The organism is Spirochaetota bacterium, from assembly GCA_017999915.1.
Taxonomy (GTDB): Bacteria; Spirochaetota; UBA4802; order UBA4802; family UBA5550; genus RBG-16-49-21.
Genome location: JAGNKX010000007.1, coordinates 101880 through 128594, shown reverse-complemented (window position 1 = coordinate 128594; position 26715 = coordinate 101880). Strand labels below are relative to the sequence as shown.

The 26715-nt window shown below is 54.6% G+C and carries 24 protein-coding genes; 11 read left to right on the top strand and 13 right to left on the bottom strand.

Translation table 11 applies throughout. From position 1 onward, the window contains the following. Window positions 1–516: 516 nt before the first annotated feature. The 7 genes from KA369_11845 (at window position 517) to KA369_11815 (ending at window position 11041) form a co-directional block, all read left to right on the top strand. Window positions 517–4908 carry a hypothetical protein gene (locus KA369_11845; protein MBP7736658.1) on the top strand — a complete coding sequence of 1464 codons (4392 nt, stop codon included), beginning with the start codon at window positions 517–519 and terminating at the stop codon, window positions 4906–4908. A 229-nt stretch (window positions 4909–5137) separates the two neighbouring features. Further along, window positions 5138–5851, top strand: a complete 714-nt coding sequence (locus tag KA369_11840; protein MBP7736657.1) for a hypothetical protein — start codon at window positions 5138–5140, stop codon at window positions 5849–5851. Between the two features lie 58 nt (window positions 5852–5909). Continuing rightward, window positions 5910–6521 carry a hypothetical protein gene (locus tag KA369_11835; protein ID MBP7736656.1) on the top strand — a complete coding sequence of 204 codons (612 nt, stop codon included), beginning with the start codon at window positions 5910–5912 and terminating at the stop codon, window positions 6519–6521. Window positions 6522–6598: 77 nt separating this feature from the next. Further along, a complete protein-coding gene (locus tag KA369_11830) occupies window positions 6599–7669 on the top strand; it encodes an NAD(P)-dependent oxidoreductase (protein ID MBP7736655.1) in 1071 nt (356 codons plus the stop codon). A gap of 80 nt (window positions 7670–7749) precedes the next feature. After that, on the top strand, window positions 7750–9384 hold the full coding sequence (locus KA369_11825; GenBank protein MBP7736654.1) for a long-chain fatty acid--CoA ligase: 1635 nt from the start codon (window positions 7750–7752) through the stop codon (window positions 9382–9384). Between the two features lie 222 nt (window positions 9385–9606). Beyond that, window positions 9607–10713, top strand: coding sequence for an AraC family transcriptional regulator (locus KA369_11820; protein ID MBP7736653.1), 1107 nt, complete (start codon window positions 9607–9609; stop codon window positions 10711–10713). A 139-nt stretch (window positions 10714–10852) separates the two neighbouring features. Continuing rightward, a complete protein-coding gene (locus tag KA369_11815) occupies window positions 10853–11041 on the top strand; it encodes a 50S ribosomal protein L28 (protein ID MBP7736652.1) in 189 nt (62 codons plus the stop codon). Window positions 11042–11078: 37 nt separating this feature from the next. On the opposite strand, the gene KA369_11810 is transcribed toward KA369_11815, so the two are convergent. From KA369_11810 to KA369_11770, 9 genes are all read right to left on the bottom strand, one after another. Next, window positions 11079–11990 (bottom strand): LysR family transcriptional regulator, encoded by a 912-nt coding sequence (locus tag KA369_11810; GenBank protein MBP7736651.1) that lies wholly within the window; start codon window positions 11988–11990, stop codon window positions 11079–11081. A 6-nt stretch (window positions 11991–11996) separates the two neighbouring features. Further along, a complete protein-coding gene (locus tag KA369_11805) occupies window positions 11997–13526 on the bottom strand; it encodes a polyamine aminopropyltransferase (GenBank protein ID MBP7736650.1) in 1530 nt (509 codons plus the stop codon). A gap of 9 nt (window positions 13527–13535) precedes the next feature. After that, complete coding sequence (locus tag KA369_11800; GenBank protein ID MBP7736649.1) at window positions 13536–13826, bottom strand: DUF350 domain-containing protein; 291 nt, start codon at window positions 13824–13826, stop codon at window positions 13536–13538. A gap of 48 nt (window positions 13827–13874) precedes the next feature. Next, a complete protein-coding gene (locus KA369_11795) occupies window positions 13875–14060 on the bottom strand; it encodes a hypothetical protein (GenBank protein ID MBP7736648.1) in 186 nt (61 codons plus the stop codon). 18 nt (window positions 14061–14078) lie between these two features. After that, window positions 14079–15479, bottom strand: a complete 1401-nt coding sequence (locus KA369_11790) for a DUF4178 domain-containing protein (protein ID MBP7736647.1) — start codon at window positions 15477–15479, stop codon at window positions 14079–14081. Window positions 15480–15504: 25 nt separating this feature from the next. Continuing rightward, entirely contained in the window at window positions 15505–16104 is a 600-nt protein-coding gene (locus KA369_11785; GenBank protein ID MBP7736646.1) for a DUF4178 domain-containing protein, read from the bottom strand. A gap of 11 nt (window positions 16105–16115) precedes the next feature. Continuing rightward, a complete protein-coding gene (locus tag KA369_11780) occupies window positions 16116–17243 on the bottom strand; it encodes an SPFH domain-containing protein (GenBank protein ID MBP7736645.1) in 1128 nt (375 codons plus the stop codon). Then, window positions 17244–17771 carry a hypothetical protein gene (locus KA369_11775; protein ID MBP7736644.1) on the bottom strand — a complete coding sequence of 176 codons (528 nt, stop codon included), beginning with the start codon at window positions 17769–17771 and terminating at the stop codon, window positions 17244–17246. It lies immediately after the preceding gene. Between the two features lie 282 nt (window positions 17772–18053). Beyond that, a complete protein-coding gene (locus KA369_11770) occupies window positions 18054–18401 on the bottom strand; it encodes a YlbF family regulator (GenBank protein MBP7736643.1) in 348 nt (115 codons plus the stop codon). Between the two features lie 211 nt (window positions 18402–18612). On the opposite strand from KA369_11770, the gene KA369_11765 reads away from it, so the two are divergent. Both KA369_11765 and KA369_11760 read left to right on the top strand, forming a co-directional pair. Then, window positions 18613–18969: a polymer-forming cytoskeletal protein gene (locus KA369_11765; GenBank protein ID MBP7736642.1), complete on the top strand. Its 357-nt coding sequence runs from the start codon at window positions 18613–18615 to the stop codon at window positions 18967–18969. Between the two features lie 14 nt (window positions 18970–18983). Beyond that, window positions 18984–19730: a hypothetical protein gene (locus KA369_11760; GenBank protein ID MBP7736641.1), complete on the top strand. Its 747-nt coding sequence runs from the start codon at window positions 18984–18986 to the stop codon at window positions 19728–19730. 701 nt (window positions 19731–20431) lie between these two features. On the opposite strand, the gene KA369_11755 is transcribed toward KA369_11760, so the two are convergent. The 3 genes from KA369_11755 to KA369_11745 form a co-directional block, all read right to left on the bottom strand. Then, window positions 20432–21382 (bottom strand): electron transfer flavoprotein subunit alpha/FixB family protein, encoded by a 951-nt coding sequence (locus KA369_11755; GenBank protein ID MBP7736640.1) that lies wholly within the window; start codon window positions 21380–21382, stop codon window positions 20432–20434. A gap of 13 nt (window positions 21383–21395) precedes the next feature. After that, a complete protein-coding gene (locus KA369_11750) occupies window positions 21396–22166 on the bottom strand; it encodes an electron transfer flavoprotein subunit beta/FixA family protein (protein MBP7736639.1) in 771 nt (256 codons plus the stop codon). A 261-nt stretch (window positions 22167–22427) separates the two neighbouring features. After that, the gene (locus tag KA369_11745) at window positions 22428–24125 is read right to left on the bottom strand and encodes a proline--tRNA ligase (protein ID MBP7736638.1); all 1698 of its coding nucleotides are present in this window, start codon (window positions 24123–24125) and stop codon (window positions 22428–22430) included. Window positions 24126–24361: 236 nt separating this feature from the next. Between KA369_11745 and KA369_11740 the strand changes: the two genes are divergently transcribed. Further along, the gene (locus tag KA369_11740; GenBank protein ID MBP7736637.1) at window positions 24362–25060 is read left to right on the top strand and encodes a hypothetical protein; all 699 of its coding nucleotides are present in this window, start codon (window positions 24362–24364) and stop codon (window positions 25058–25060) included. A 41-nt stretch (window positions 25061–25101) separates the two neighbouring features. Here KA369_11740 and KA369_11735 read toward each other — a convergent pair whose 3' ends face one another. Continuing rightward, entirely contained in the window at window positions 25102–25545 is a 444-nt protein-coding gene (locus tag KA369_11735) for a hypothetical protein (GenBank protein ID MBP7736636.1), read from the bottom strand. A gap of 275 nt (window positions 25546–25820) precedes the next feature. Between KA369_11735 and KA369_11730 the strand changes: the two genes are divergently transcribed. Beyond that, on the top strand, window positions 25821–26612 hold the full coding sequence (locus KA369_11730) for an SAM-dependent chlorinase/fluorinase (protein ID MBP7736635.1): 792 nt from the start codon (window positions 25821–25823) through the stop codon (window positions 26610–26612). Window positions 26613–26715 lie beyond the last annotated feature (103 nt).

Here is a 26715-nt window from a genome sequence, read left to right as displayed (position 1 = left end):
AACGTCCGCCGACAGGCGGACAAACCTAACAAGGGTGGATGTCTGAGTCGAATCCGGCGAAGCCGGTTCGACGAGTTCACCCGAAAGCCCGCCGCAGGCGCGGGGTGAGAAGGAGCGCGAGGAGGAGAGGGAAGCCACCCTCTCCTCCTCGCAAAATTGCCGACCGTCTCACGGTCAAATCCCCTGCCCTGGTTCAGGGCAAAAATAATCGACTCGCCGCACAGGAAGTGCGGCCCTTCGACAGGCTCAGGGTAAACTTGCGAGGATGCCCTAGGATAGGCCTTCCCAAAGAATAGTCCCATTTTATAAAAACAGATTCATCAATTATAAACAGGGACGACGGATTCATGGCCGGTGTGATATTTTCATGGATATGGGTAATGTGCATCAAGGATCATTTTTTATACAAGTGATCATACTCGTTTACATGGTGTTATGTAAAATTTTATTAAAAGTCGGGCCGGACGGTTTTCCATATGTTCTTGAGTCACTTAATTGAGTTTGGGGAGGTAATAAATGAACAAGTTTCTTTCCCTGATGATCACTCTCTTTTTTTTATCACTGATAAATACCGGCTGCTCAAAAAGCCAGATGGAATCATTTCAAACAAATGAACAAAAGCCGCCATATAGTCTTTTCGATCTTTTCCAAAATTTCCCCTCCCTCCAGAGCGGGGTTGACAGCCTGGACACCCAGAGACTCAACGATGGCCTGGGAGAAATGATTCTTGAGGGCTTTGAGATTCCGCTATTTCTTCGGGATACCGTCAATCTGGTCGAAGCGCCGTTCCTGGTGCCCATGATTAAGGACATAAACAGTATGATTAAAATCATACTGGATACAACTCCGCATCATTATGCCGATAGCCCCACCGGCGCCGACTGCGGCTATTATGACTCGACTGACAGATCCATTGACCGGCTGGCCCAATTCTATGCCGCCCTGGACGGGATAACAGAAAATACCGAGATCAGCGGCGATGTCCTGGCCATTGCCGCACAGGCGGTAAATTACCTGGTCAACACCAAGCTGGACTCCCATACCGATCGCGCTGGACTGGAAACAGATATATGCAACATGATGAAGGTCCGCCTTTATGATAACGCCATGTACGACGAATCGTCCACTGTAAAATACATCGACCTTCCGGTGGGATCCTACTCCTCTTCTGATCTGGGGGCCCATAGCGGCGCCATCTCATCAGTAAAAGTGCCAATTGGATTGAAAGTAACCTTATATGACGCCGATAACCAGACCGGCAATTCACTGGCAATTGCATCGGACGACCGCTGCCTTACCGACAACCAGGTGGGGGCAACAACAAATTACTGGAACGATAGGGCCAGATCGACAAAGGTGGAATACGATATATCCAGGCTGACGACGCTGCTCGGAAACCTCACGATGGCCTGTGACTATCCTATGTGGGTGAACAGCGGCAATATCCCTCCCGCGAACCGCGACAACGCGAACAACGGCGCTTATTCCACCAATACGGATCTGGGCAACTCGGTGAAGGGCCTGGTCAAGCTCCTGTACGGCCTCAATTCCATTGCCGCGAAGGACGAAACAGTGAGGACCGCCATCAACAATATGATCCTTACGGACCTGCCGGCCCTTCTCACCAGAGACGCTTCGGCGAAGGCCAGGATTGAAAACGCCGTCAGCAACATATCGTATTACTTCGCCCATGACGAGACAGGCAACGCCAGCCGGTATGACACCAGCGCGGATTATCACAATCCCACCACAAGCAATGGGTATGTGAACGCCTCCTTCAAGGAAACGCTGAGGGATATGCTGCCGACGCTGGTGAAGCTCTTTATTCGCAATGACGGGACCGGCGGGGCCGATTATTCCATAACCGATGCACACCGGCAGTCGCTCATCGAGGGGCTGATGGTTGCATTGGCCAGATTGAAAACCGCGGGCATAGACTATTCCGACAGCGTCAACGCAATAGAGCCGACCCTCAAGAGGACCATTCAGTACAACGGCAGGCTGCTGGACCGGACGAGCGATGCCGCCTGGTCGCAGATGTCCTACCTGGACCATCTCGTCTATACGATCGGATCCGCCTATCACTTCGGCTTCCTGACCCGGGTCGGGTCCGCCTCCGGAGAAGGCGACTACACCAATTTCAATTATGGCCATGGCATCGCCACCAAAGGCGTGATGACCATAAATGACTGCATGTTTTCCGTGTCCACGAATGATGCCCTCTTTGCCCTTATAGACAGCATCACTCCGGGCATGTGCACTACAATCAAAAACACACTGGCTTTGCTTGGTATCCCGCTTCCGAGTACAATGAATTCATACGCTCTGGCCCTGGCAAAGAGGACCGAGCAGGGAAATCACATTTCACGGAGCTCATCCTCATTCACGACCGGTGATGCCGACAGCGGATATCATAAATTTTACATTGGTTACGACTCACCTCCCCTGCTGCTGCTGCCTTCCAATTGCGCCGGTGATGCCGGCATTCCCAATGGCGGGGATACCGCGGTAACCGTTAACAGCAATGAGACAGAAACCAATGCCGCAACGCTTGCGGCGAATAACTACAGAAATGATTACCGGACCTATTGGCCCAGGGTCGCGGATGGGAAAGGAGTGCTGAACACCGCGCAGTTCCTCATGAGCTGGATCGCCCGGGTCGCATGGGACGGCCAGGGGCCCTATTATTCGACAACCCATGTCAATGACACGGATCATCCGGCCACTGCCAGCTATACGCTGCCGGTGAGCGGAAGGAAGACTGTCAATGTCTATTACAAGCCAAACGGCGAGGTCTATGCCTATGTCTATAAACCTTCGACTAGCCCGGCATCGTGGGAATATGCGTACCCCAATTCAACACAGACCGGTATCGGCGATGACATGGCTGACCCCGATGACGCCAATGGCCAGAGGGCCAATCGATACAAGGATACAGTCGTATCGGATCATTACATCATCAAGCACGGATCAACTCCTTATTATAATCTTCCACCGATGAATGATGCGGGATTACCCTATGTCAATGGAGCCGCCGATGCTGATAAATACAATTTGATAGACATCTCGGGTGCTTCCACAAACGCCACTACCTTTAAATTTCACGAAAGGATCGGACAGAACCAGGAAACGTCTCCCGGATCGGGCGTTTCCATCCGTGAATGCACCACCCAGGAAGAAGCGATCTTCAGAAACATACACTGGTTCCTGTTCGAGAAAAAATTCTCCTTCATTATTCCCATGTTTGTGAATTTGTTGAATATTCAATCAGCCGGGGCATTTATCCTTATCGAGGCCAACGGCGCCGTGGGCCTTGCCAACGCGAAAAAAGGAAGCGCCAACGGCCGCTGGGTCAAGCTTGGGACCGAGGGAATACCCGCCGCCGCGAATAACCCCAATTACGCGAATACACCCGATTACGGCGATTCAAATGTACCGGGCGACGGCCGTATCATGGTCTTCTGCCACCGGGTGAATTTATTGAATCTTGGCATAGTATATATAGATGCCGAATTCCTGTTTGAAAAAGTTCTTGGATCAGGGCATGTCCTCCCTGACGCTATCGGCAGAAATATCGAGCCTGCGGCGCGTCTGGCTTTTTTGATCAATAACGCCAGCGCCATACTATCAGACGACAGATCGTCGAAATGGGACACCGCATGGGGGAACAGGAACAGGCTTGCCCCGGCCCTGTCCGCCCTGGCCGGCACCCTTCGTGACTGGACCAAGTATGTGCCATCAACATCGGGATACAATTATAACCATACATCACCATCGCCTCACAAGTATCCCCTCGCCGACATCCTTGAAGGGGTTCTGATACCACTGGGCAAACCCATGCTCCGGCGTTTTAATTCACCCAATGATCGGTGGGTCCCGCGGGTAAAAGATGAAACCGGCGATACCTATATCTATTTCAGGCCCAATGTCTCTGACAAGGGCTATACGCCCACCATCAACAATTACATACCGCGGGACTCGCTGCGCACCCTGCTGAGCGTTCTCGCCGGGAACAGCATCAACGGTTATGACGGTGTTTTCCCCATGATGACGGACAACAGCGGCCTGGCCACGAGGCTGCTGGGCCTGCTGCAGCTCCTGGGGAGTGAACCCTATACGACCGAGCGTGAAAATATCGCCTTAGGACTCGAACAGCTCATGACAGCCATAAAGTTCAACAGGAGCGAAGCCATAACAAATGGATATTTCGCCACGGTGGATTTCGCACGGCACGCCTGGATGTTCAACCCACGGGCGGAAGATGTTAATCTGGAGGATTATATGGGTTACGAAGGCGCGTTTCGCACCGTCAATAACTGGCCGACTTGCGATAATTGGTCGAACTTCGAAGAATCGTACGATCTACTGGCGAGCTTCATGGGGGGGACCCGGGATGTCAGACAAAACCTGGTGAATATCATAAATGCTTTTTTAGCGCAGCAGCTGACGGAGGATGAATGCCAGGGGCTCCTGTACACGACCGGCAAGCTTCTCGCCAGGCATGATTCTTCAGGCTGGCACTACCATGGATATGACTATGGCCCGGGAAAGACCAATTCATTTGATCAACTGGTAAAGCTCCTTACGTATATACCGCAGATCCATGATGTCATGAAAACAACGGGCGGGACCGGTGAGAAATACGAGCGTCTTCTCAGAAACGTTCAAATCCTTCTTAACGACGAGGACAGCATCGTACATTACATTGTTACTAATATTACGACGCCGTATTCCATGAAAAATGTAATCCAGGATCTGGACGGTTTCATGAGCTGGTCCATTGTAAGCGATCCCAACTCCCCGCTCTGGGACGACCTTTCGGTTATGTTGAACGCAATAGCTGATATGAATGATCCGCATATCGACATCGGTGTAATGATCAGGAATCTCGGGTTCCAGAACAATTAGCGGTCATGTTCAAGCAGCGGGTGGAGGCTATATCGGAGAGGATTTCTTCCGGTAACCTCTCCACCAAATAAAGTCCCATTTTATAAAGATTGAATAACCAATTATAAAGGCGGACGACAGGGCAACAAACGGTGTGATACTAATAAAACGCAACAGGCAGGTTTATTTATATTATTCACATGTCGCTTCTACTCAAATTCCAAGAACAACATCAGGAGGTTTTTATCAAATGAGATGTTTTAAGGTACTATTGGCATTGGTAGCATTGAATATCTTCTTCTCTGACCCGATCCTCGCCGCCGAGAAAAACGGCTCTTCGGCGGAACACCCATGGAAACTCCGGGTCGAGCGGAACGGCGTCAAGGTCTATAACCGGGACGTGGAGGGTTCGCCCATCCGGGAATTCATGGGGCGGTGCGTCGTCGATGCCGGCCTTTACACGGTGGGCATGCTCATGCTGGATTTCCCCACCTATCCGGAATGGGTGGCCTCCTGCAAGGACCTTCGCAGCCTCACCTGCAGGGACGCCCTGAACTGCGACCTTTATTACGTCATGGACCTCCCCTGGCCGGTGTCAAACCGTGACGTTATACTGCGCGCCAATGCGACAGTGTACCCGGCCGAAAACGTCATCCGCGTGAACTGCGAAGCCATTCCCGACGACAGCAGGGTGCCGGTCCCCAAAGGGTACGTGCGCCTGAAAGCCATGTACGTGAAATGGATACTGAAAGAGCTTCCCGACGGGAAGACCGACGTAACCTTCCTGAGCTGGTCCGAACCAGGAGGCCTGATAACCCCCTTCATCGCGAACATGGCCACTACGGACTTCCCCTTCAAATCGCTCGTGAACCTGACCAAGATGGTAAAGCTTCCAAGGTATGTCGAGGCGGCGCGGGGAATGAACGGACAGAACTACCGCCAGCGAATGAAACTGGGACTGTAGAATATTTATTAATGCAAAACAAATTTTAATTTTAAAATAATCAACAATGAGAGGAAAAATGAAAAAAACATTGCGCATTGCAATCTCACGTCTGAAGGCAATTCTTAGCGACCAATCAGGAACGGTGCAGCTGGATATAATCCTGACAGGCCTGTTGGGCCTTCTCTTTTCGCTGATGTCCCCGAAAGATGATCAGCAGAAACCTCTTTTCAAAAGAAAGAGTTTCAACCTCAGCTTTTTATATATGCTGATATCAGGGGTCGGAGTCGCCGTTGGCGCGTACCTTATCGAGCCGGCATGGATGTGGATGTATTGGATCGATCCCAACGGCATCCCCGTTTCTCACATTGTATTTCTTTTCGCAATTATTTATCCCGGCAGCTTTTTACTCGGATACCTCGCGGCGCCATACCTGGAAAAGGCCGGATGGGGCTGGCGGATCCTCACGGTACTGGTTGCCTACGAGGTCATTTTTGTTATTGTCAATCTCACCACCCGTCTCTGGAAGGTCGCTTCCTTCGAACAGTTCGCAAAAGGCGAAACAGTACCCCTGGTCAGCTTCAGCCCATTTTCTCTAACTCCCCTGGCGGTCGAGCTTACAATCGGTCTGGGCATAGCGGTATCAAGCGGAGTTGCCCTGCTGTTATATCTTCGCAAATTGTCAAAATAACAGGGGGAAGCCTCGGGACTGCTGCTTTCACTGATTGAAATGAAAAATGTTAATATAATTATCTGGAGATACACGGCATGAAAGGTTTGATCATTGTAGACGGGGCCGGCGGTTATGTCGGCGAGCATGTGGTAAAACGATTGGCGGAAGCGGGATACCGGGTAAGAGCGGTGGATCTGCCCGCTATAAATCTTGAAAATCTAGCCGGGAAAGGAGTGGAAACAGCTTCCTTTGACCTTACCAGGCCAGAAACGCTTGCGCCGGTACTATCCGGCGCGACGGCCGTGGTCCACTGCGCCGCGGCCTTTGACCTGTCATTGTCCTACGAGGTGCTCGCGAAAGTCAATGTGAACGGCACACGGAATTTAATTAATGCCTGCAAGGAATCAAATATTCGCCGTTTCATACACATTTCGACCGGCGGAGTGTACGGTTCAACTAGCACATGGCCCGTGGATGAGACCTATCCCACCAAGCCGATTGACGCCTATGGAAAAAGCAAGTTGGACGCTGAAAAAGAAGTGTTAATAGCGGGCAGCGACATTGATGCCACGATTTTCAGACCGACGGTGGTGTATGGGCCCGGTGGCAAGTACATAGCTGGAGCATTCTATTCCTTCGCCTGCATACTTTCCGAGAGAAAAATTCCCCTTCCCCGGATAAAACGCGGGCCCATGTTCAACTGGGTCCATGTCACAGATATTGTAAAGGCGGTGGAGTTTGCCCTGGGCGATGACAGGACCATCGGCAATGTATACAATCTTGCAGAGAAGGAGATGCTCGAAGCCGGCGATTTTTTCGAAGTCCTCAAAGAAAACTTCAGAATAAAGACCAAGGGCAGGGTCACCATTCCGCTGGCCCTCGCATCCGCAGCGGGGAAACTGGGATGGCACATGCCCGTGGCAATTTCGGCAAAGCCCATCTCAAAGATCATGTCCATGGAATGGAATAAAATAGTAGCCCGGCACAATCTTGTGCCTGATCTACAGCCGGCATTTCCCCGCGACTTTTATTGTTACTTCATCGGTCATCACGCGTATACCAGCAAGGCCCTGTGCGATCTCGGTTTTGTTCATGAACATCCGAATATCAGCGCCTCATTACCTGGAGTATTGCAATGGTACCGCGACAAAAAATGGATACCATAGGGCTGATGCCGGGACAAGACCTGGGGCGTGTTTATCGTGTAAAAAATAAATTCTATACAACTGATAAAATGGAGATACCAATAATGGACAATGAATTGTTGCTTCGGAATTTTCTCTTGCGGGCGGCCAGGTTCTATCCTAAAAAAGAGATCGTCTCTGTGTATCCCAACGAGGTATTTCGTTATTGTTACGCCGACTACTTCAAACGCACCTGCCAGCTGGCCCACGCCCTCAAGGCGCTGGGCGTCAAACGCGGGGACCGCGTGGCGAGTTTCGCGCTCAACAACCACCGCCACCTCGAGCTCTATTTCGGCGTTCCCTGTTACGGCGCCGTGCTCCACACCGTGAACATCCGCCTGCCCCAGGAACACCTGATCTATATAATAAACCACGCCGAGGACCAGGTCCTTTTTATCGACGAGGATCTCCTCTTCCTGATCGAGCCCATCAGGGACAAGCTTACAACCGTAAAGCACTTTGTGGTGCTTTCACAGAGCGGGACAATGCCCCCGACAAGCCTTTACCCTGTTTCCCTCTACGATGATTTAATATGGGAACATCCCGAAAGCTACGATTTCCCCGAGGACATCGGCGAACGGGATCCGGCCGTGATCTGTTATACTTCCGCGACCACCGGACAGCCCAAAGGCGTGGTCTACTCGCACCGGGGGATCGTCATGCACACCTATGGCATCGTGGCCACCCTGGGCGTCAGCGAGTCCGACACGGCCCTGCACATAGTGCCCATGTTCCATGTCAACGGTTGGGGCGCCCCCTTCGGGGCCCTCGCCATGGGGTGCAAGCAGGTTCTCCCCGGCAGGGATATCCTCAACATGCAGAAGCTGTGCCATATCATTGCGGAGGAGAAGATAACCTTTACGGGAGGCGTTCCCACGATCTGGATGATGCTCTATGATTATCTCGAAAAAGGGGGCCTCCACGACTTCTCGAGCCTCAAGACCATATTTTCCGGCGGAGCCGCCTGTCCCCTGGCCCTCATGAAGGGGCTCAACGAAAAATACGGATTTCCCATCCGCCAGGCCTACGGCATGACCGAAACATCGCCCATGGCCCTGGTCTCCCTCACGAAAAGCTACATGGCCGATTGGCCCATGGACAAGATCTACGATATCAGGGGCAGCGCGGGCATGCCCGCGCTGGGCGTGGAGATGAAGATCGTCAATGACCAAGGCAAGGAAGTCAGGATGGACGGGAAGGAATGGGGTGAGATCCGCCTCAGGGGGCCCTGGATAACCAAGGAATATTTCAAGGACCCAGAAAATTCCGGGACTACGTATATCAACGGCTGGCTCCATACCGGCGACATCGGCACCATCGACGAGGAGGGCTATGTACGGCTGGTGGACCGAAAGAAAGACCTCATCAAGAGCGGCGGGGAATGGATCTCGTCCGTTGATATCGAAAATACCCTCATGACCTGCCCCAAGATCATGGAAGCGGCCGTCATCGGCATCCCCGACGTCAAGTGGCAGGAGCGTCCCATGGCCTGTATCGCCCTTGCTCCCGGGGAAACCATGAGCTGCAGCGAGATCAAGGATTTTCTCAAAGGCAAGATCACCTCATGGTGGATACCTGAATATTATATCACCATGGACCAGATCCCTAAAACCAGTGCCGGCAAATTCAACAAGCGTGAGCTCAGGCAACTTTTCGCAGAAGGCAAGATATGCACCGTATCCGATTTCGACAATTGACATGAATTCCTTTACTCATGAGGATCGCCGATGATTGCATTGATTGCACCATACCGGAAATTATTGGGGGCGAGAGTTATAATCAGGTTGACAGTGACTCTATTTGATGGTATTGAATCTATTAAAACCGCATTAATATTTAGCATATAAGCGGTATTATTTTATACAGGGGTTCTCCATGCATTATTGCATGCCCGGTCATTCGTTCGTGCAGAATGGCACATGCCACCCACAGTTCCAGGTGGCATGATGCGGATCGGAACTTTTCATCTGCTCGATTTTTTCATTCTCTTCAGCGGAGCGCTCTCGGTGCTGATGTCCGTTGCCCACCTGGCGCGCCCTAACCGGAAGTTCGCCAACAGTTACTTCGGCGCGGTGTTCCTCGGGACCGGCTTCTTTATCCTGTATTTTTACACGTACTTTTCTGATCCCGCCTTCGACTATAGATTCTTTGGCGCGCCACTGCTTTTCCTCATGCTCTACGCGACAAGCCCGTTCCATTACATAATCGCCTACAAGGTCATCATGGAGGATATCTCCCCGGGGAAAAGACACGCTGTTCATTTCGTCCCCGCCATTGCCGCCGCGGCACTCTCGGCCCTCGATGCCGCTGGCATCCTCCAGGCGCGCCGGGCCCTCCCCTGGAGCGGCCCCCGGGAGATTGACCTGGTACAGTACGCGCTGCTCCTCGCATGGTTAGTTCAAATACTCTCATACGAGCTGGCGCTGGTGGCGCAGTTTTTCCTGCGGCGCTCACGGGGCAACGGCATGCACAACGCCTTCCCGATCATATGCTCGATTATATACCTGATCATCGCCCTGGGCCTCGTACTGGCCTCCCAGCTGCTCTTTTCGTCCCTGCTGGCCCTCGCCGGCCTGGGCCTCGTGAGCGTCCTCGTGATCGTATGGTACATCTTCACATACCGTTACCCGGATCTGTACCCCAATCTGAACGTGGCCCTCGGACGCTACCAGCTGACGCACACGAAGGGACTCGACCGCGCTTCCCTGCGCGTCCGCCTTGACGAGCTCATGGAAAAGGAAAAGATCTACTGCGACGAGGATCTGACCCTCCCCCGTCTCGCAGCGCTGCTCGATCTTACGTCCCACCAGCTTTCAGAATTTCTCAACCGCGAGCTCGGAGAGAGCTTCAGCGCCTATCTCAACCGCCACCGCGTCGAGGAGGCCCGGCGCCTGCTGCGAGAGGACCCGGCGCGGCCGGTCCTCTCGGTGGCGCACGCGGTCGGCTTCAATTCGAAATCGGTTTTCTACCGTGTATTCACCCGTAACACGAACATGTCACCGCAGCAATTCAGGAAAGACCTTTGACCATCCGATTGCCATAACAAAAAAGTGCTTGAAAAATAGACAGGTCAAATAATAGTGTCATCCCATATCATTAACGAGGCATGCAGGCCCCAGAGACGGCCGGAGCGGCCGATCACCAAGCGACAAAGGAAAAAAAGTCATGGCTAAATGTGAAGTGTGCGGCAAGGCGATCCAGATCGGAAACAACGTCAGCCATTCCAACAAGAAGACCAAGAAGATCTGGCGCCCCAACGTCAAGAAGATAAAAGTGCTGGAAGACAACCGCGCCACGAGGAAATACGTGTGCACGCGGTGCATCAGGTCCGGAAAGGTAATGAAGGCCGTTTAACCGCGTCAGCGGCCGGCCTTCGGCCGGCCATCCCGCCTTATCGACCAAGGGTTTTCCCGAATTCAACAAGTGAATCATAAAGCAGCTGCGCCGGACGGTGCAGCTGTTTGCTTCCCGAACGGACGAAATAAAAGGACCGCCGGATAACGAGTCCCTTCACCCCGACCACAACCAGCGATTTTGACTTCTTTTCCTGCTCCACGGCCAGGCGCGACAGGAATGACATCCCCAGCCCGGCGGCGATCGATTCCTTTATGCTTTCCGTCGACGAAGTCTCCAGCACGACCTGGAGCGCCGAAGGCGTTATGCCGCGCCTTCCCAGGGCCTCCTCGCAGCTCTTCCTGGTGCCGGACCCGGCCTCGCGGATGATCAGGGGCATCCGGACGATATCCTCGACGCTGATTTCCGAGGGGGAGCCCTTCGGGCCCACCAGTACGATCTCATCGGCGCAGATCGGGGTATAGGACAGTCCCGGATGGCGGTACTCCTTCCCCACAATGCCGACATCGGCGGTTCCATCCTTCACCATCTCCACAGCCTCCCTGCTGTCCGTGACCTGGAGTCGGTAGATGACGCCGGGAAACTCCTTTTTCACGGCCGCCAGTATTTTCGGCAGGATGTACGCGGACGGTATGGTGCTCGCTGCGATACGCGTGATCACGGCAGTGGCGCCGCGGTCAAGGTCCGACAAGACCGCTTCCATGTTCTTGAAGAGCTTCTCGCAGAAGGCCTGGAACACCTTCCCTTCCTCGGTCACGGAAACGTCGCGGGCCGTGCGGTTGATGAGCTTCACGCCCAGCTCCTTTTCAAGCTGGATGATATGGTGGCTGATGGTGGCCTGTCCTACTTTCAGCTTTCGCGAAGCCCTGGTGAAGCTGTTCTCGGCCAGGACCTCCAGGAAGGAACGCAGCTGCTTCAGGTCAAAATTCATCTCGGCCCTTTTCTTCATGTCCCGTCACATCTCCATGTAGTATTTCCACCCCTTCAGGTAATAGCTGTAGAGCACCGGCCTGTTGAAGGTGTTGATCTCCGTCCGGGAAACCGCGGCGTCCCGGGGGAAATGAAGCGACTGCCCGAAGGTTTCGGGGGAATAATATTTGAGGCCGGGAGTCACCTCCGCCGCCATGGCGGCGTCGCAGACGCCGTCGCAGGCCATGTTGAAGCCCCAGTCCCCGAAGGACGGCACGTACACGTGGTACGCGACGACCGAGGAAAAGACCTTTTGCATTGTATTGTGGATGCACCAGAAGGCATCCCGCGCGAAGAGCGGCGACGTCGACTGCGTCACGAACACCCCGCCCCGGGCGAGGGAGCGACGCAGGAGGGAGTAGAATTCCACCGTGTAGAGCTTGGTGATCGTCTCGTCGTGGGGATCGGGAAAATCGGCGATGATCACGTCATACTTTTTTTTATTTCCAATCAAATAGGCGTAGGCGTCCCCCACCACGACGGTCACCCGGGGGTCCAGCAGGGAATTCCCGTTGAGTCTCTTCAGCGAGGAATTCTTTTTCGCCAGGTCGATCATGGCGGGATCGAGCTCCACCAGGGTAACGGCGGCCACGTCTCCGCATTTTATGATCTCCCTGACGGCCAGGCCGTCGCCCCCGCCGAGGACAAGGACCCGCTTGTCCGGGGCCCTGTTGAGGGACAGGGGCGGGAACACCAGCATCTCGTGGTAGCGGTACTCGTCCACGGATGAAAACTGGAGGGAGCCGTCCAGGTAGAGGCGGAAATCCTCGTCGTTCCGCGTCAGCACGATCTCCTGGTAATGGGACCGCTTCGAAAAAACGATGTCATCATAGTAGAGCCGTTTCTGCAGAATGGTGTTGATCTGGTCCGAAGAAGCGGCCAGGGCCGCCAGGATGATCATGATAATGATCGGGATGACGAAGTCGCTTTTCCGCTTGTTCTCGTAGTCTATCTTGACGATGATGATCATCGCGACACCTATGTTGAGGGCGCCGATGATGATGCTGGTGAGCATCCTCCCCAGGAAGGGAAACAGGAGGAGCGGGAACAGGAGCGAACCCGCCAGGCCGCCGATGTAATCCAGGGAAAGGACATTGGACAGGATGTCCTTCAAGGCCCCATATTTCCTGAGGATCCGCGTCACGATCGGTATTTCCAGGCCCACGAGGGTTCCGATGAGGACCAGGAAAAAGATATGGAGCATGTAATAGGATGCGGAAAAGGAAAAGAGATAGCTGAGGACCAGGACCGAAAGGCCGCCCACGAAGCCGAGGGCCACCTCAATCATGATGAAATTCTTTAATATATTTTTCGTCAGGTACCGGGACAGGTATGAGCCGAGGCCCATGGAGCTGAGGAAAAAGCCTATGGTGATGGAATACTGCTGCACCGGGTTGCCCAGGAGATAGGTCGCCAGGGAGCCCAGCACGAGCTCATAGGTTATCCCGCACAGGGACAGAAAAAAAACAGAGAATAACAGTATTCTCTGTTCGAACCGTCTCAATTCGTTTTTCAAAGGCCGGCTCTACTTGACGGCTTTTTCTTCGACTTTCACATCAGGGGTTGAGCCGATCTTCTTCTTCATGTAATCGCCGCCGGGCGCCATGAGCACGCCGGCAATAATGATGGAAATGCCGATGATAATCGCTCCCATGATAAGGCCCAGGGCCATATTCTGGTCGTCTTCGATCTCCTTCTTGACGGAAAAGGGCGATATCAGGATGACCAGTCCTATCCCGATGCCCATCATGATAATGCCCACAAGGCTGTAAATGGCAGTGTCCAGTATGCCGTGCAGCAAGCTTCCCCAATCCATAGTAGCGTTTACCTCCTGATAGATATAGCAGATTAATGATAGACTTTGTTATTTGCCGCCCCTGAACCCGCCGTAGCCGGGCCGGCCGTAATAGTATCCCGGCCGAAGGGATTTCCGCTGTTCGCGGTGCTTGGAGATGTATTTCTGGCCCGCCGTCGAATATCCCATATTGAAGTTGGATACGGCAAAGCCGCCCCCCATCAGCAGCGCCATGATCAGTATGCTCCGTATCATCGTCTTATAACCTCCCGCCTACTCAGCCACACTGAAGGGCATCGCGTTATAGGTCTTCGCCCTAGCCCGGTTGAAAAAGGCAAGGCCCGCGAGAATGACCATTATGATAATATAATACCGGTAACTCTTCACACGCTCAAGGGAAAGCCCGATGGAAGCGGTGGCCCGTGGCTTCTGGCTGGTTAGCTCAAGGAACGCGTAATACCTTCCGGCCTTTTCCAGGACGAAATCGTCGTCCACGGAGAGGTCGCTCTCGTGCCAGTACCCTTCGTCGTCGGAGCCCTCCTCGTCCCAGAAATCCCCGCTGAAGGTGTAGCATTCCACCGGCTCCCTGATGGCGTCCACCTCGTCAAAGAGGTCCTTCAGCGCGGCGGGGGTCATCTGGTGGTTGACCGCCTTCAGGAGCCGGTTTTCCGGCACCAGCAGGAACCGGAACGACTGCCATTCCAGGTTGAACTTCTGCACCGCCGGATCGACGTAGACCCGGGCATTGTAAAGGCTGTCGCCCTTCTTAAGCTCGAAGGGGCCGTAGAGCACCTCGCTCTGGTACATGGTCTGGCCGTTCTCGGTAATCGGCACGTTGCCGGCCAGGTCGAGCCTTGATTTCATGACGCCGTCCACGGGCGCCGAGGAGAGGCAGTTGACGATGGCCAGGGCAAAGGCCGCAGCCGAGCAAGCGGCATAGAGGGCCGCTTTCAGCTTGTAGTTCTTGCGCTTTGTGACCGTTTCATCGAATAGTTTCTTGTGCTCTTCGCCGCCGAAGGCCGCAACGACATCATTGTAGGAGAGCTTTTCGCCCTTCGTGATGGACACTTCTCCCTCGGACTGCTCGATGGTGAACTTCGCGCCGTCCTTCTTGAAGTCGTACATGACGGCGGGCTCGCCGATCTCGGGCTTCCAGGGAAGCTCTCCCTCGGCGTAGACGATGCGCCCCACGTAGGCCTCGTCTTTCGATATCTTCTTGCCGTCAAACTCGATGCTTGAAGGGTCGGACTCCAGGTCGATGGACTGGGGAGTGTAATCCTCATAGGAATGAACCTCCCCTTCCTCCTCGACGAAATAATGGTAGGTGCCGTCGGCAGCGACGGCGAACCACTCGTCCCAGGTGTCTTTTTCCCATTCATCCTCGTCCTGGTAACGGATCCGGCCGACTATCTCGTATTCGACCCCTTTCAGCGTCCCCTTCTTGCCCAGTTTGAATACAGAATTATCCTTGTCCGCGGTAAGATCATCGGCGAAGAGACCGTAGTATTCTTCGGTTTTCTGGTCGTATTCCTGGCCGCATGAAGAGCACTTGCCAATGGGGATGCTGACGTTTTCTTCTTCCTCGTCGTCATACTCCGAGCGGCGGCTTTTCACAAGGGCGCCGCCGCACTTGGAGCATTTCAGGGCTTTCAATTCCTGGTTATCGGTTCCCATGGAATACTCATTCCCCCTATAACGTTCAAGATTTTACAATGTCCCTGGCCAGGAGAGGCCTCCCGGTGAAGAGCTCTATCTCATCCTCCGTCGCTTCAATGGAGATCTTCTTCCCCTCGGATACGCCGTCCATGTATGTGACCTTCGTGCCCGGCTCGACGTAAAAGGAGAGCTCCCCCTCCGCGCCGGCCACTTTGGCGGTGCCCTTTTCCTTGACCATGACCTTTTTCGAGCCGATCATCACGTTCTGGCCGGCCCGCACACTTGTAATATCGGGATATTCGATGGCGTCCTCATTCTCAGTGAAGAGGGCGTAGGTCCCCTCGTCCTCGGTGAACCAGGCGGTGCCGCCGTCATATTCCAGGAACCACTCATCGAAGTGCCCCCCGGGATAGTTGTAGCGCATCCTTCCCAGGGCCGTGAAGGGCTTCCCGAGGATGGTTCCCCTGGTCCCGACCTGGAAGATCGACGGGAACTCCGCCAGCCTGGGATGCTTTCCCGTGGCGTCGAACCCGTCGCCGGCAACCTTGAGGTGCGAACCGCAGTAGCCGCAGACCAGGACCTTGCTGAACCTGTTCTTTATCTCAACCGGAGCCCCGCATGAGGGGCATTGCGTTGAAGCCATGGCGTTTCAGCCTATCCCTGCTGCGCCCCGCAGTCGGGACAGAACTTCGCCCCCGGCTGCAGCTTGGCGCCGCACTTCGTGCAGGCGCCGCCGGCCGTGTTAGCGCCGCACTCGGGGCAGAACTTGGAATTGGCCGGGATCTTGGCGTTGCACTTGGGACAGGTCATGGCCGCGACGACCATCTCCTTGCCGCAGGAGGAGCAGAATTTCGCTCCCGCCGCGTTCTGGGCGTTACAGTGCGGGCAGACAATTTTAGCGCCGGCGCCCTGCGCCGATCCGCCCATCACCTGGCCCATCATGCCGGCCATCTGCTGGCCCATGCCCACGCCCATGCCGGCTCCCATCATGCCGCCCGACATGCCGTCGCTTCCCGCCGCCTTCTCCATGGTGTCGAAGGTGCGCTTCATCTTGTAGTCGTCCTGGCCCATGATGCCGATCTCCGCCTTGTCCGCCAACGCCTTCTTGAGGCGCTTGACCGACTCGTCCTCCTGGGGCACGTTGATCGATTCGACTGCGAAGCGGACCAGCTCCAGGCCGTAGGTCGCAAAATCGTCGAGGATGTTGGCCTTGCCGGACACGCCGATCTCGTTGTAGAACTGCGCGAGCTTCAGGATGGTGACGTTCTGCTTAAGCATGAACTCCGCTATCAGGTCGGAGAGCTTCGGCAGGATGACCTGGTCCCGGAGCGTGGTTTCAACGGCTTCGGTTGAGAAGGCCTGCCAGGTGCCGATGGCCATGGTGAGAAATGACTTTGTGTCCTTGATCTTGATGGAAAAATTGCCGAAGGCGCGGATCGGCACCGCGATGTTGTAGACCGGGTCCTGGAGGTCGATGGGCTGCTTGGTGCCCCACTTCAGGTTGGGGATCTCGGTCTTGTTTACGAAATAGACTTCGGCGGGGAACGGCGACTTGCCGCCGAAGGGAAGGTTCACGAGCTTTTCCAGTATGGGAATGTTTCCGGATTTCAGGGTGTGCCTGCCCGGTCCGAGGCTGTCAAGGGCGCGGCCTTCCCTGAAGAATACCGCTTCCTGGTTTTCCATGACGATCAGCTGGGCGGCCATGGATATGGCGTTCTCCGGGAACCGGTAGATTATCTCGCCCTGTTTATTTTTCCATTCGACTACATCCAATAATGCCATTTAGATTACCTCCAGTAGTACATTTTTTCGCTCGTCGAAATTCTTTTCAAAGGCGCGCAGGGTATCGGCAATGCCGCCGATGGCGGCGCCAGCGGCTTCCGGCGCGGCGGCGCGCAGCTCGCTCACCTTTTTATCCAGTTCATCGAGGGCCGAGATAAGCCTCCAGTCGTATTCCAGGAGCCTGTTCTTGTCGTCCTCTGATATGGTCATGCTTGACAGGGCGGCCGCCCTTCCGAAATCGGCGTGCCGGCACTTCCTGATGACCGTTTCCATCTTCATGGCCAGTGAATCGAGATCGCCGAGGCAGTCCCTCACCTGCTTTTTCTCCATCTCGACCATCTTGGCGTTCACCTCGTTCTTGAAGCCGAGGATCCTGTCGGCCAGCAGCTCCCTGACGATCTTGTCGGCGGCGTAGCTTTCGGCCTTTTCGACGTATCCCTTGAATCCGGGCAGCTTCACGGTGATCCTGTCGATCAGATCACGGTTATCCTGGATCTTCTTCTTGAGATTATCAAGATTTGGTTGCATATGCCTCACTCTTTTCCTTTTTAAAATAATGGCGTGTTGCTTGCAAATAATTCCCCGGGGAATCTCCGTTCCGGCTCCATTGTTCCGGGCGAATCCCCATCGCGCTATTTTGACCGGCAACAGCCTTGACCGATTTGTTCTTAAAAATAATCAATCAGGTTACTTAAGTCAAGAATCAAGTGAATTAGTTACAATATTATTTATAATAAAAAGCATATAAAACAGCGAGTCAAGAAATAAAGGGGCCGGGTCGATAAATATTTGAAATGCGACATATTGGACTCAGCCCGAAATATCATCGCTGTTTTGCAGCTCCTCCTGGATCCTGGTGAGCAGGTCCAGGTACTCTTTCTGCGCCTCCAGGAACATCATGATGGTCTCATTCCCGGAGACAATGCGCCCCAGGCTCTCCAGGTTTTCGAACTCGTACTTTTCGATGATATCCGCCCTCTCCTGGCGCTCCTTTATGGTGCGGACGAGATTCACGTACTCATCGAAGAGCCTGGCTGAATCGGCATCGGCAAGGAGCGACTCGGACAGGCTGGTGTAATTGCGGTATATCTCCGTGTCGCGAATGAGCCGTCCCAGCTCCACGGCCTGTTTCAGTATGGTTTCCGTCGAATCGTCCATGCTCTACTACTGCCGGCGGGCAGCAAATATTGCAAGATTATTTTAATGATAATATTTAAATTGCATCCATGACCGCGGAGGACCCATGGGTGAATACCCCATAATACTGTTTGACAATTTATACACGGTATTCTATTTTTACTATCATATCATCCCGGTGGCTTGAACCGGGATCATCGATCAGAACAATTTACATGTTACGGAGACATCAATGGCAGAACCAAAGGAAATACTGGAAGACGAAAATAAAATAGACACGGTCATCGCCGACGACATCGCCTTCAAGGGGAATCTCAAGTTCAAGAATTCGTTGAAGATCAAGGGAACCTTCGAGGGAAAGATCGAGACCGAAGGCCAGCTCATCGTGGGGCGCGAGGCCAAGGTCAGCGCCGATGTCAGGGCCAGCGAGGTCAACGTGAGCGGCGTTTTCAGCGGCAAGATAAAGGCGTCGCGGAAGATCGAGCTGTTCAAGAAAAGCAAGACCAGCGGCGACCTGGTCGCCCCGGAGCTCACCATAGAGTCGGGCTCTATCTTCAACGGCACCTGCATCATGGAGGAAAAAAACTGACGCACCGCACCGTCATGAAAGAATTATCCATCCGCCTTCTTGTCGTCTCCCTGCTGCTGCTGGGCCTGGCCCTGCCGGTGCGAGGCGACGACGGGGCCGAGTCGCCCCCCAACGCGTCTTTCGGGTTCGCCGGGTCCTACGGCTGGTACCGCAACTGGGAGCGCAAAGGGGGCGACATGATCATGAAGTATGATTTCACCACCGGATACGGCGGCGGCCTTGTGTTCGAGAAGATGTTCAACAACACTCTGGGCATACATTCCGGACTCTGGTTCAATAATATCGAGCTCATCTACAGGCTGAAGACGCCCATCACCTCCGCCAACATCGACCTGATGTCCCTGTATTACACAAAACTGAACATAAAGGGATGGACCATAAGCCTTCCCCTTTCCCTGGTGACGTCCCTGAACGCCTCCATCTTCTCGTTCCAGATACACACCGGAATCAAGTACACCCATATCGTCACCTCCGAAATGACGCACAACAATCCGGTGCTGAAAATATACAAGAAAAAAATGGATATGCTGAGCCTGATTAACCAGTCTCAGTTCGGCATCACCGTGGGCCTGTTTTTCAGATTCAGGACGGCGCCCTTCGTAGACCTGTTCTTCGGAGCCGAGGGGGAGCTTTACGTTACGGAGCTGCTTAGAACGAACAGCAACCTGGCCCATCTCTTCGGCCTGACAGGCCAGGCCGGGATGATGTTCAGGACTAATATTTTTCCTATTCCCGCTACTGCGGGGCAGGCTTCTCTTTAAATACTTCACCAGTATCGGTGTCCGTCTTTAATGATTCTATTCTTCTTGCTGGTGCAGGAATCAAGTTTTTTCTTGCCTTTAACCAAGGCAGGGTGGTGACCGAGGGTCGGTCGGCACTTATGAAAGGGAGGGGGTGTCACCGCGGACACCCCCTCCCTTTCGATCCCTCCCCCCGCGCCGCCTCAATGGCATGCGCATTTTGTCCATCCTGGACGCGCATGCAGGCGCGCATCCATGCGCGTTCCCACAGGGGCTATGGGTTAATGTCATTTATTGCTTTTTGGTTTATCTGTTTTTGATAACAAGTGATTGTCTTTTTGTTTTTGAAGAGTGTGGTAACAACACTACTCCTTTCGCTCCGGAAGCCCCGTCCTGGGGCATCCTCGCGACGCCGGCCCTCCTGGCCGGCGATGCCAGATAAACATAATTATTCACTATACCGGCCCCAAAAACATCCGCCCGACGGGCGGATACTGATAGGCGCTTGTTGTCTGAGCCCTCACCGAACGAAGCGAAGCAGAGTGAATGAGGGCGAGTTAAGCGCCAAGCCCGTCGCGGCGCCTGAGCGACCGGGAGGGAGGAGCGCGAGGAGGGAGGCCGCGAAGGCCTTCATCCTCGCTATTCCCCTCTGCTCCGTGGAAAAGGAGCAATAAAAAAAGCTGCCCCAAGGGGCAGCTTTTTTATTGATATGCAATCGAGTCTTAGAGCTTCTCTTTGATCTGGGGAATGACCTCGAAGAGGTCGCCCACGATGCCGTACGCCGCGATGTTGAAGATCGGGGCTTCCGGGTCCTTGTTGATGGCGACGATGCACTTGGAGCCTTTCATGCCGGCAACGTGCTGGATGGCGCCGGAGATGCCGCATGCCAGGTAGAGGTCCGGAGCAACGGTCTTGCCGGACTGGCCGACCTGACGGGCCGCATCGGTCCAACCGGAGTCGACCACCGGCCGGGAAGCGGCGTATTCGCCGCCCATCTTCTGGGCGAGGCTGACGATGAATTCCTTGTACTTGTCGGCGTCTTTGCATCCGCGGCCGCCGGATACGATGATCTTGGCCTGGGAAATGTCAACGGCGCCCGCCATCGTCTCGATGATGCCCTTGGACTTGGTGCGCACATTGGCGATGTTCGCGGAAACCGCGGTCACCGCGCCGGCCCCGCCGGCCGCTTCCATGTCAAAAGCGCCCTTTTCGAAGGTGGCGACGAACTTGTCGGTATTGACGGATTTTTCTTCCTGGATCTTTCCGTTGTAGGTGTTCCGGGTGAAGACGACCTTGCCGCCGTCCACGCGGGCCTTGTTGCAGTTCGATACGATGCCGGCGCCGATCGCCATGGCGACCTTGGCGGCATAGTCGACGCCGTCATAGGAGTGGGCGATCAGGACGCCTTTGACATCCTGGGATTCCACAACGGCCTTGATCCCCTGGGTGTAACCGTCTGCGTTGTAGCCCTCGACAGCGGCATTGGCCACGCAAAAAACGGTGGGGATATATTTCGCGACTTCCTTTGCCAGGGCGTCGTCTTTCGCCATGATGGCGGCCGCGGGCTCGGCGCCCATTGCGGACGCGATCGCTTTCGCTGCCTTGCAGAGCTCAAGGGTGGCGTCAGTCAGTTTTCCATTTCTGTGTTCAGCTATAGCTAATATCTTTGCCATTGTTCCGTCCTCCTTATATCACCTTGGCTTCATTCTTTAATTTCTCAACGAGCTTCGCCGCTGCGGTCGCCGGATCGCCCTGAATGATTTCCGCCTTGTGCTCGGATACAGGGAAGAACATCTTTATGAAATCGGTCTTTGACGCCGCGGAAGCGCCGATGTCGGCGGCTTTCTTGACATCGAGCCGTTTCTTCTTGGCTTTCATGATGCCCGGAAGGGTCGGATACCGGGGCTCGTTGATGCCTGATTGCACCGTGAGGACCGCCGGGGCGTTCATTTCGAGGACTTCGTTCAGCCCGCCTTCGAGCTCACGGTTCACCGTGAGGGCGGCGCCGTTCACTTCCAGCTTCTTGACGTTGGTGCAGTGCGGCCAGCCCATCAGGTCGGCCAGAGTAACGCCGGTAACGGCAGCCTGGTCGTCTTCGGCCTGTACGCCGGTGAGGACGAGCTCAACGCCGCCGATGCTTTCAATGGCTTTCTGCAGGGTCGAGGCAACGACAAAATTGTCGCCGGCTTCAACCGCGGGGTCATTCACATGGATGCCCCAGTCCGCGCCCATCGCGAAGGCCTGGCGGATGTCCTTGGCCGCGCGCTCGGGACCGCAGGTAACGATAACGACTTCCCCGCCGAACTTCTCTTTCAGTTGCAGAGCTGCTTCAACGGCGTAGTTATCGAAATCATTGATTTTGAAAGCGATCTGTGATTCATCGATTTTTTTGTCTTCAAGGATTTTGAACTTGGATTCCATGTCAGGAACCTGTTTTAGACAGACAGCTATCTTCATCTCCTTACTCCCTTTTTTTAAAATTTTACGAACCTTTGATTTATATATAACACCTGTGCGTGTAGTTCGCTCCCCGTTAGCGCCTGCGCATACCGGATTTTGATTGGCTGCCGATAAAAAGCTGAGTATAGCTATTGTCGAACATTCTTGAAAACATATATTTAATTGTCAATATTAATAGGAACGAATGGTTGATTTTTAACGGATTTTGGGGATACATTCGTCTGCTAGCCCCGGGTTTAAACCCGGGGCTAGCAGACGCTAACGAAGAATTTCTTTTACCTTCTCCGCCAGATCCTCTTTTTTAACCTTCATCACATCCCCGCCCCTGCGGAGCTTCACTTCGGCCTCCCCGGTCTGGAAGTAGTTTTTCCCGATTGTGATGCGCACCGGCAGGCCCACCAGGTCCGCGTCGGCGAACTTGACGCCGGGACTGGCCTTCCGGTCGTCATAGAGGACTTCAAACCCGCCGGCGGCGAGGAGCTCATATATTTCGTCGGTTTTTTTGATATAGTCATCGGCCTTACCCAGGCCCACCAGGTGGATGTCAAAGGGCGCCAGGGAAACCGGCCAGATGATCCCCTTGTCGTCATTATGCTGCTCAACCACGGCGGCCATGGTGCGGTTCACGCCGATGCCGTAACAGCCCATGATGGGAGTCACCTCCGCTCCCTGTTCGTTGAGGACGCTGACCTTCATCGATTTAGTATATTTATAACCGAGCTTGAAGATATGACCCACCTCGATCCCCTTTTTCACGTACATGGCCGCGCCGCACTTGGGGCAGGAATCCCCCTCCTCCGCGCAGGTGATATCGGCCTCTTCCTTTATAATAAAATCGCGGCCCGGGTTGACGCCGTCGAAATGGACATCCTTCTTGTTTGCCCCGGTGATGCCGTTAACGACGCCTTTGACGGATATGTCGAAAATGATCCTGATGTTCTTCTTCGTCACGGGACCGGCGAACCCGACGGGCGCGCCGGTGACTTCAGTAACAACGGTATCGGGGGCCAGCTCAAGGCTGGCCGCGCCGGCGGCCCGGGCCAGCTTCAACTCATTAATCTCGCGGCTCCCCGGCACAACGGCCATAACCGGCTTGCCGTCTGCCAAGTAGATGATGCTTTTTAAAAAGCGATCGCCGGAGCAGTTGAAGAACTTCACCAGGTCGTCGATGGTCTTCACGTCCGGCGTGGCCACCTCGACCAGGTCCTTCGGCGCTTCGGAACCGGCCGCGGCGGGGCGGCCATACTCGGCCTTCTCGCGGTTGGCCCGGTACCCGCAGGCGTCGCAGAGGAGGAGCGACTCCTCTCCCACTTCTGAAGCCACCATGAATTCCTCGGAGTTGCTCCCGCCCATGGAGCCGGTGTCGGCCTCCACCGGGATCGTCTCGAGGCCGCAGCGCTCGAACACGCGGCGGTAGGCGGCCCGCATCGCCTGGTACGACTCCTCCAGGCCCTTCTCGTCCATATCGAAGGAATAGGCGTCCTTCATGATGAATTCCTTGCTGCGGATCACGCCGAAGCGGGGGCGGATCTCGTCGCGGAACTTGGTGTTGATCTGGTACACGTTGACCGGCAGGTCGCGGTACGACGAAATGAGGCTGCGCACGGCGGCGGTGAAGGCCTCCTCGTGGGTCGGGGCCAGGGCGTATTCCATGGCGTTGCGGTCGCGGATGCGGAACATCTCCGGGCCCATCGTGTCCCACCGGCCCGACTCCTTCCAGAGGTCGGCGTTGGTGAGCTCCGGCATCAGGCACTCCAGCGCGCCGGCCCGGTCCATCTCCTCCCGCACGATGCCGATGATCTTGCGGAGCACCCGCCAGCCCAGGGGCAGGTACACGTACATGCCCGCCGATTCCTTGCGGATGAGGCCGGCCCGCATCATCAGGCGGTGGCTCAGGACCACGGCGTCGGAGGGGTCTTCTTTCAACGTGGGGAGTATGTATCGGGATAATCTCATGGCTGCACCTGCTCTGATTCATTTATATTTCCCCTCACCCCCCAGCCCCCTCTCCCATTAAGAATTGAAGAAAGGAGAGGGGGAGCTTGTAGAGGAGCCCTCTCCTTTTTCCCAAGCTTCATGGGAGAGGGCGCGCCGGAGGCGGGGTGAGGGAACGTCCGCAAACGGATAAAAAAACTTCTTGCATTCCATAATCATTGCACGGGAAAATCCATGTCAATACTTTTTGAGTGCCCATGAAACGAATCGCCATTATCAATCCTGACGCGTCCGGGGAAATCATCGGCAATCTAAAGAAAATGGATATCGAGCCGATCCCGATTCCGAAAACCGATCGGGTCGATGCGCCCCTGGCCGGCCATCCGGACATACAGGTTTTCGTTCACGGGGAGCGTGTCTTCTGCCACCCCGATATTTCCCTGTCATTCGTATCGGCATTGGAACAATACGCGGAAGTGACCATCTGTTCAACGAAGCTCCTAAAGGCATACCCGGGCGACGTTCCCTATAACATCGCCTGCGCGGGCCCCTGGGCCTTTAAACATCCGGTAGGCTCTGACCCCCTTGTTGAAGAGTATCTTCTATCAAAAAACATCGCAGCCGCGGCCGTGAACCAGGGCTACGCCAGGTGCTCCACCCTCATTGTCGACGATTTATCCATCATCACAGCCGACGTGTCGATACACAGGGCGGCTTTGTCCAGGGGTCTCGTATCGCTCCAGATCGTACCGGGGCACATCGACTTGCCCGGGTACGGGTACGGGTTTATCGGGGGCGCCACCGGGCCCTGTGACGCCATGGTGCTCTGCTCCGGCGCCCTGGCCCATCATCCCGATTACGGCGCCATTGCGGATTTTATCGAGAGCCGGGGAAAAAAAATCGTCCCCCTCGGCACATCCCGTGCCGTTGACCTGGGGACGATTTTCGTGCTCTGACGGGGTTGTCTCGAATAGCCCCGCCGGATGTCAAGGGGTCGCTATTTAGCCAGCAGGAACGTCGTGTTGAATTCGACGAAGGTCTTGGCCACCATGTCGCGCACGGTGATCTTCACGAAGCAGGTGCCGCCTTTCTGCACCGAGCCGATGGGGATCTCGAAATACATCGGCACCACATCCTCGGCGCCCGTGGAGCCGTCAATGAGGTTCTTTTTGTCGAGGCTCAACTGGGGAACGCTGAGATCGGCCTGGACTACCACCTGGCCCTGGTCATTGGCCTCAAGCCCTTTCATCTCAAGGTTGATGAAGACGCTCTCACCCGCCTTGAAGGTCTTGTCCTCTTTCGCGGGACCGTACTTTTCCAGGGAGATAGTGGACAGGCTTATCTTGATCTTGTCTGACTTAACGAATTTCGCAGCAGATTTATCCTGAGCGAAGGCCGATACCGCAAAGACAACGACAAAAAAAAGAGCTAGTTTTTTCATTGCATTCTCCATAGATTTATTTTATCTTTTATCGGGCATCAGGGCCGACCTACCGGATAAAGATTTATCATTATCAGACTTGTTGCATAACCCAACAATCAGCATATTACTGATTATAAGCAGCCATAGAACAAGTCAAATACATCTATCCATTACCATAATCAAAACGTTCATATTTTTCAACTTTTTTTTGTTAAACTGGACAGGATTAAACTTCAAAAAGGATTGACTTGTACTAGCGTGCAGAGTAATGATAAATTGAAAAGAAGGTCTTCATGGTCGCTCTTATTACGGATTTCGGATACACCGACCACTTTGTCGGCGTCGTCAAGGGCGTGATTAAAAGCCTGTCCCCCGGCGTCGACATCATCGACATAAGCCACTCCGTTCAATCTTATTCGATCCTGAACGCCCAGTTCATCCTGCACTCGTCGTACCGGTTTTTCCCGGAGGGAACAGTCTTCTGCGTCATCGTCGATCCCGGCGTGGGCACCGGCCGCGAAGGGATCATTGCGTCGGACGGCCGGTACCGGTTCGTCATGGCCGACAACGGCGTCATCTCCGCGGTGATGTCCGATATCACCGCGGTGTACCACATCGACATGTCGCTGTTCAAAAAGGCCTCCCGCACCTTTCACGGCAGGGACGTTTTCGCCCCGGTCGCGGCCGGTCTCGCCCGGGGAGCGAAGCCCGAAGAATTCGGGACCCCGGCGGTATCGGTAATACAGAGTGACTTCCCGCGGTTCTCTGCATCGGGGAACGCCCTGACCTGCCTCATCCTCCATATCGATAAATTCGGCAATGCCATAACGTCTCTCCCGGTAAATACAATTGACTTTGAGGCCTGCTCATTGTATTCGGTCTCTTCAGAGCGATACCGGATCAAATCGATCTGCGTGCGCGCCTACGGCGACCTCTTCAAGGGGCAGTGCGGCATGTTACGGGGGAGCTCCGGGTTTATCGAGCTGACCCTGCGCGAGAGATCCATCGCGGAGAAGTACGGGATGGCCATAGGGGACGAGCTGACCCTGGCGCCACTGGGGTCAGAGCAGGCTCCGTCGCCATGAGCGCCGCCTCACCCCCCGGCCTGATGCCCCCCCTGTCCCCCGTAGGGGGCATGTGGGAAGGTGTTTATAATAGTATTGACCAAATGATTTATGTACTATACGT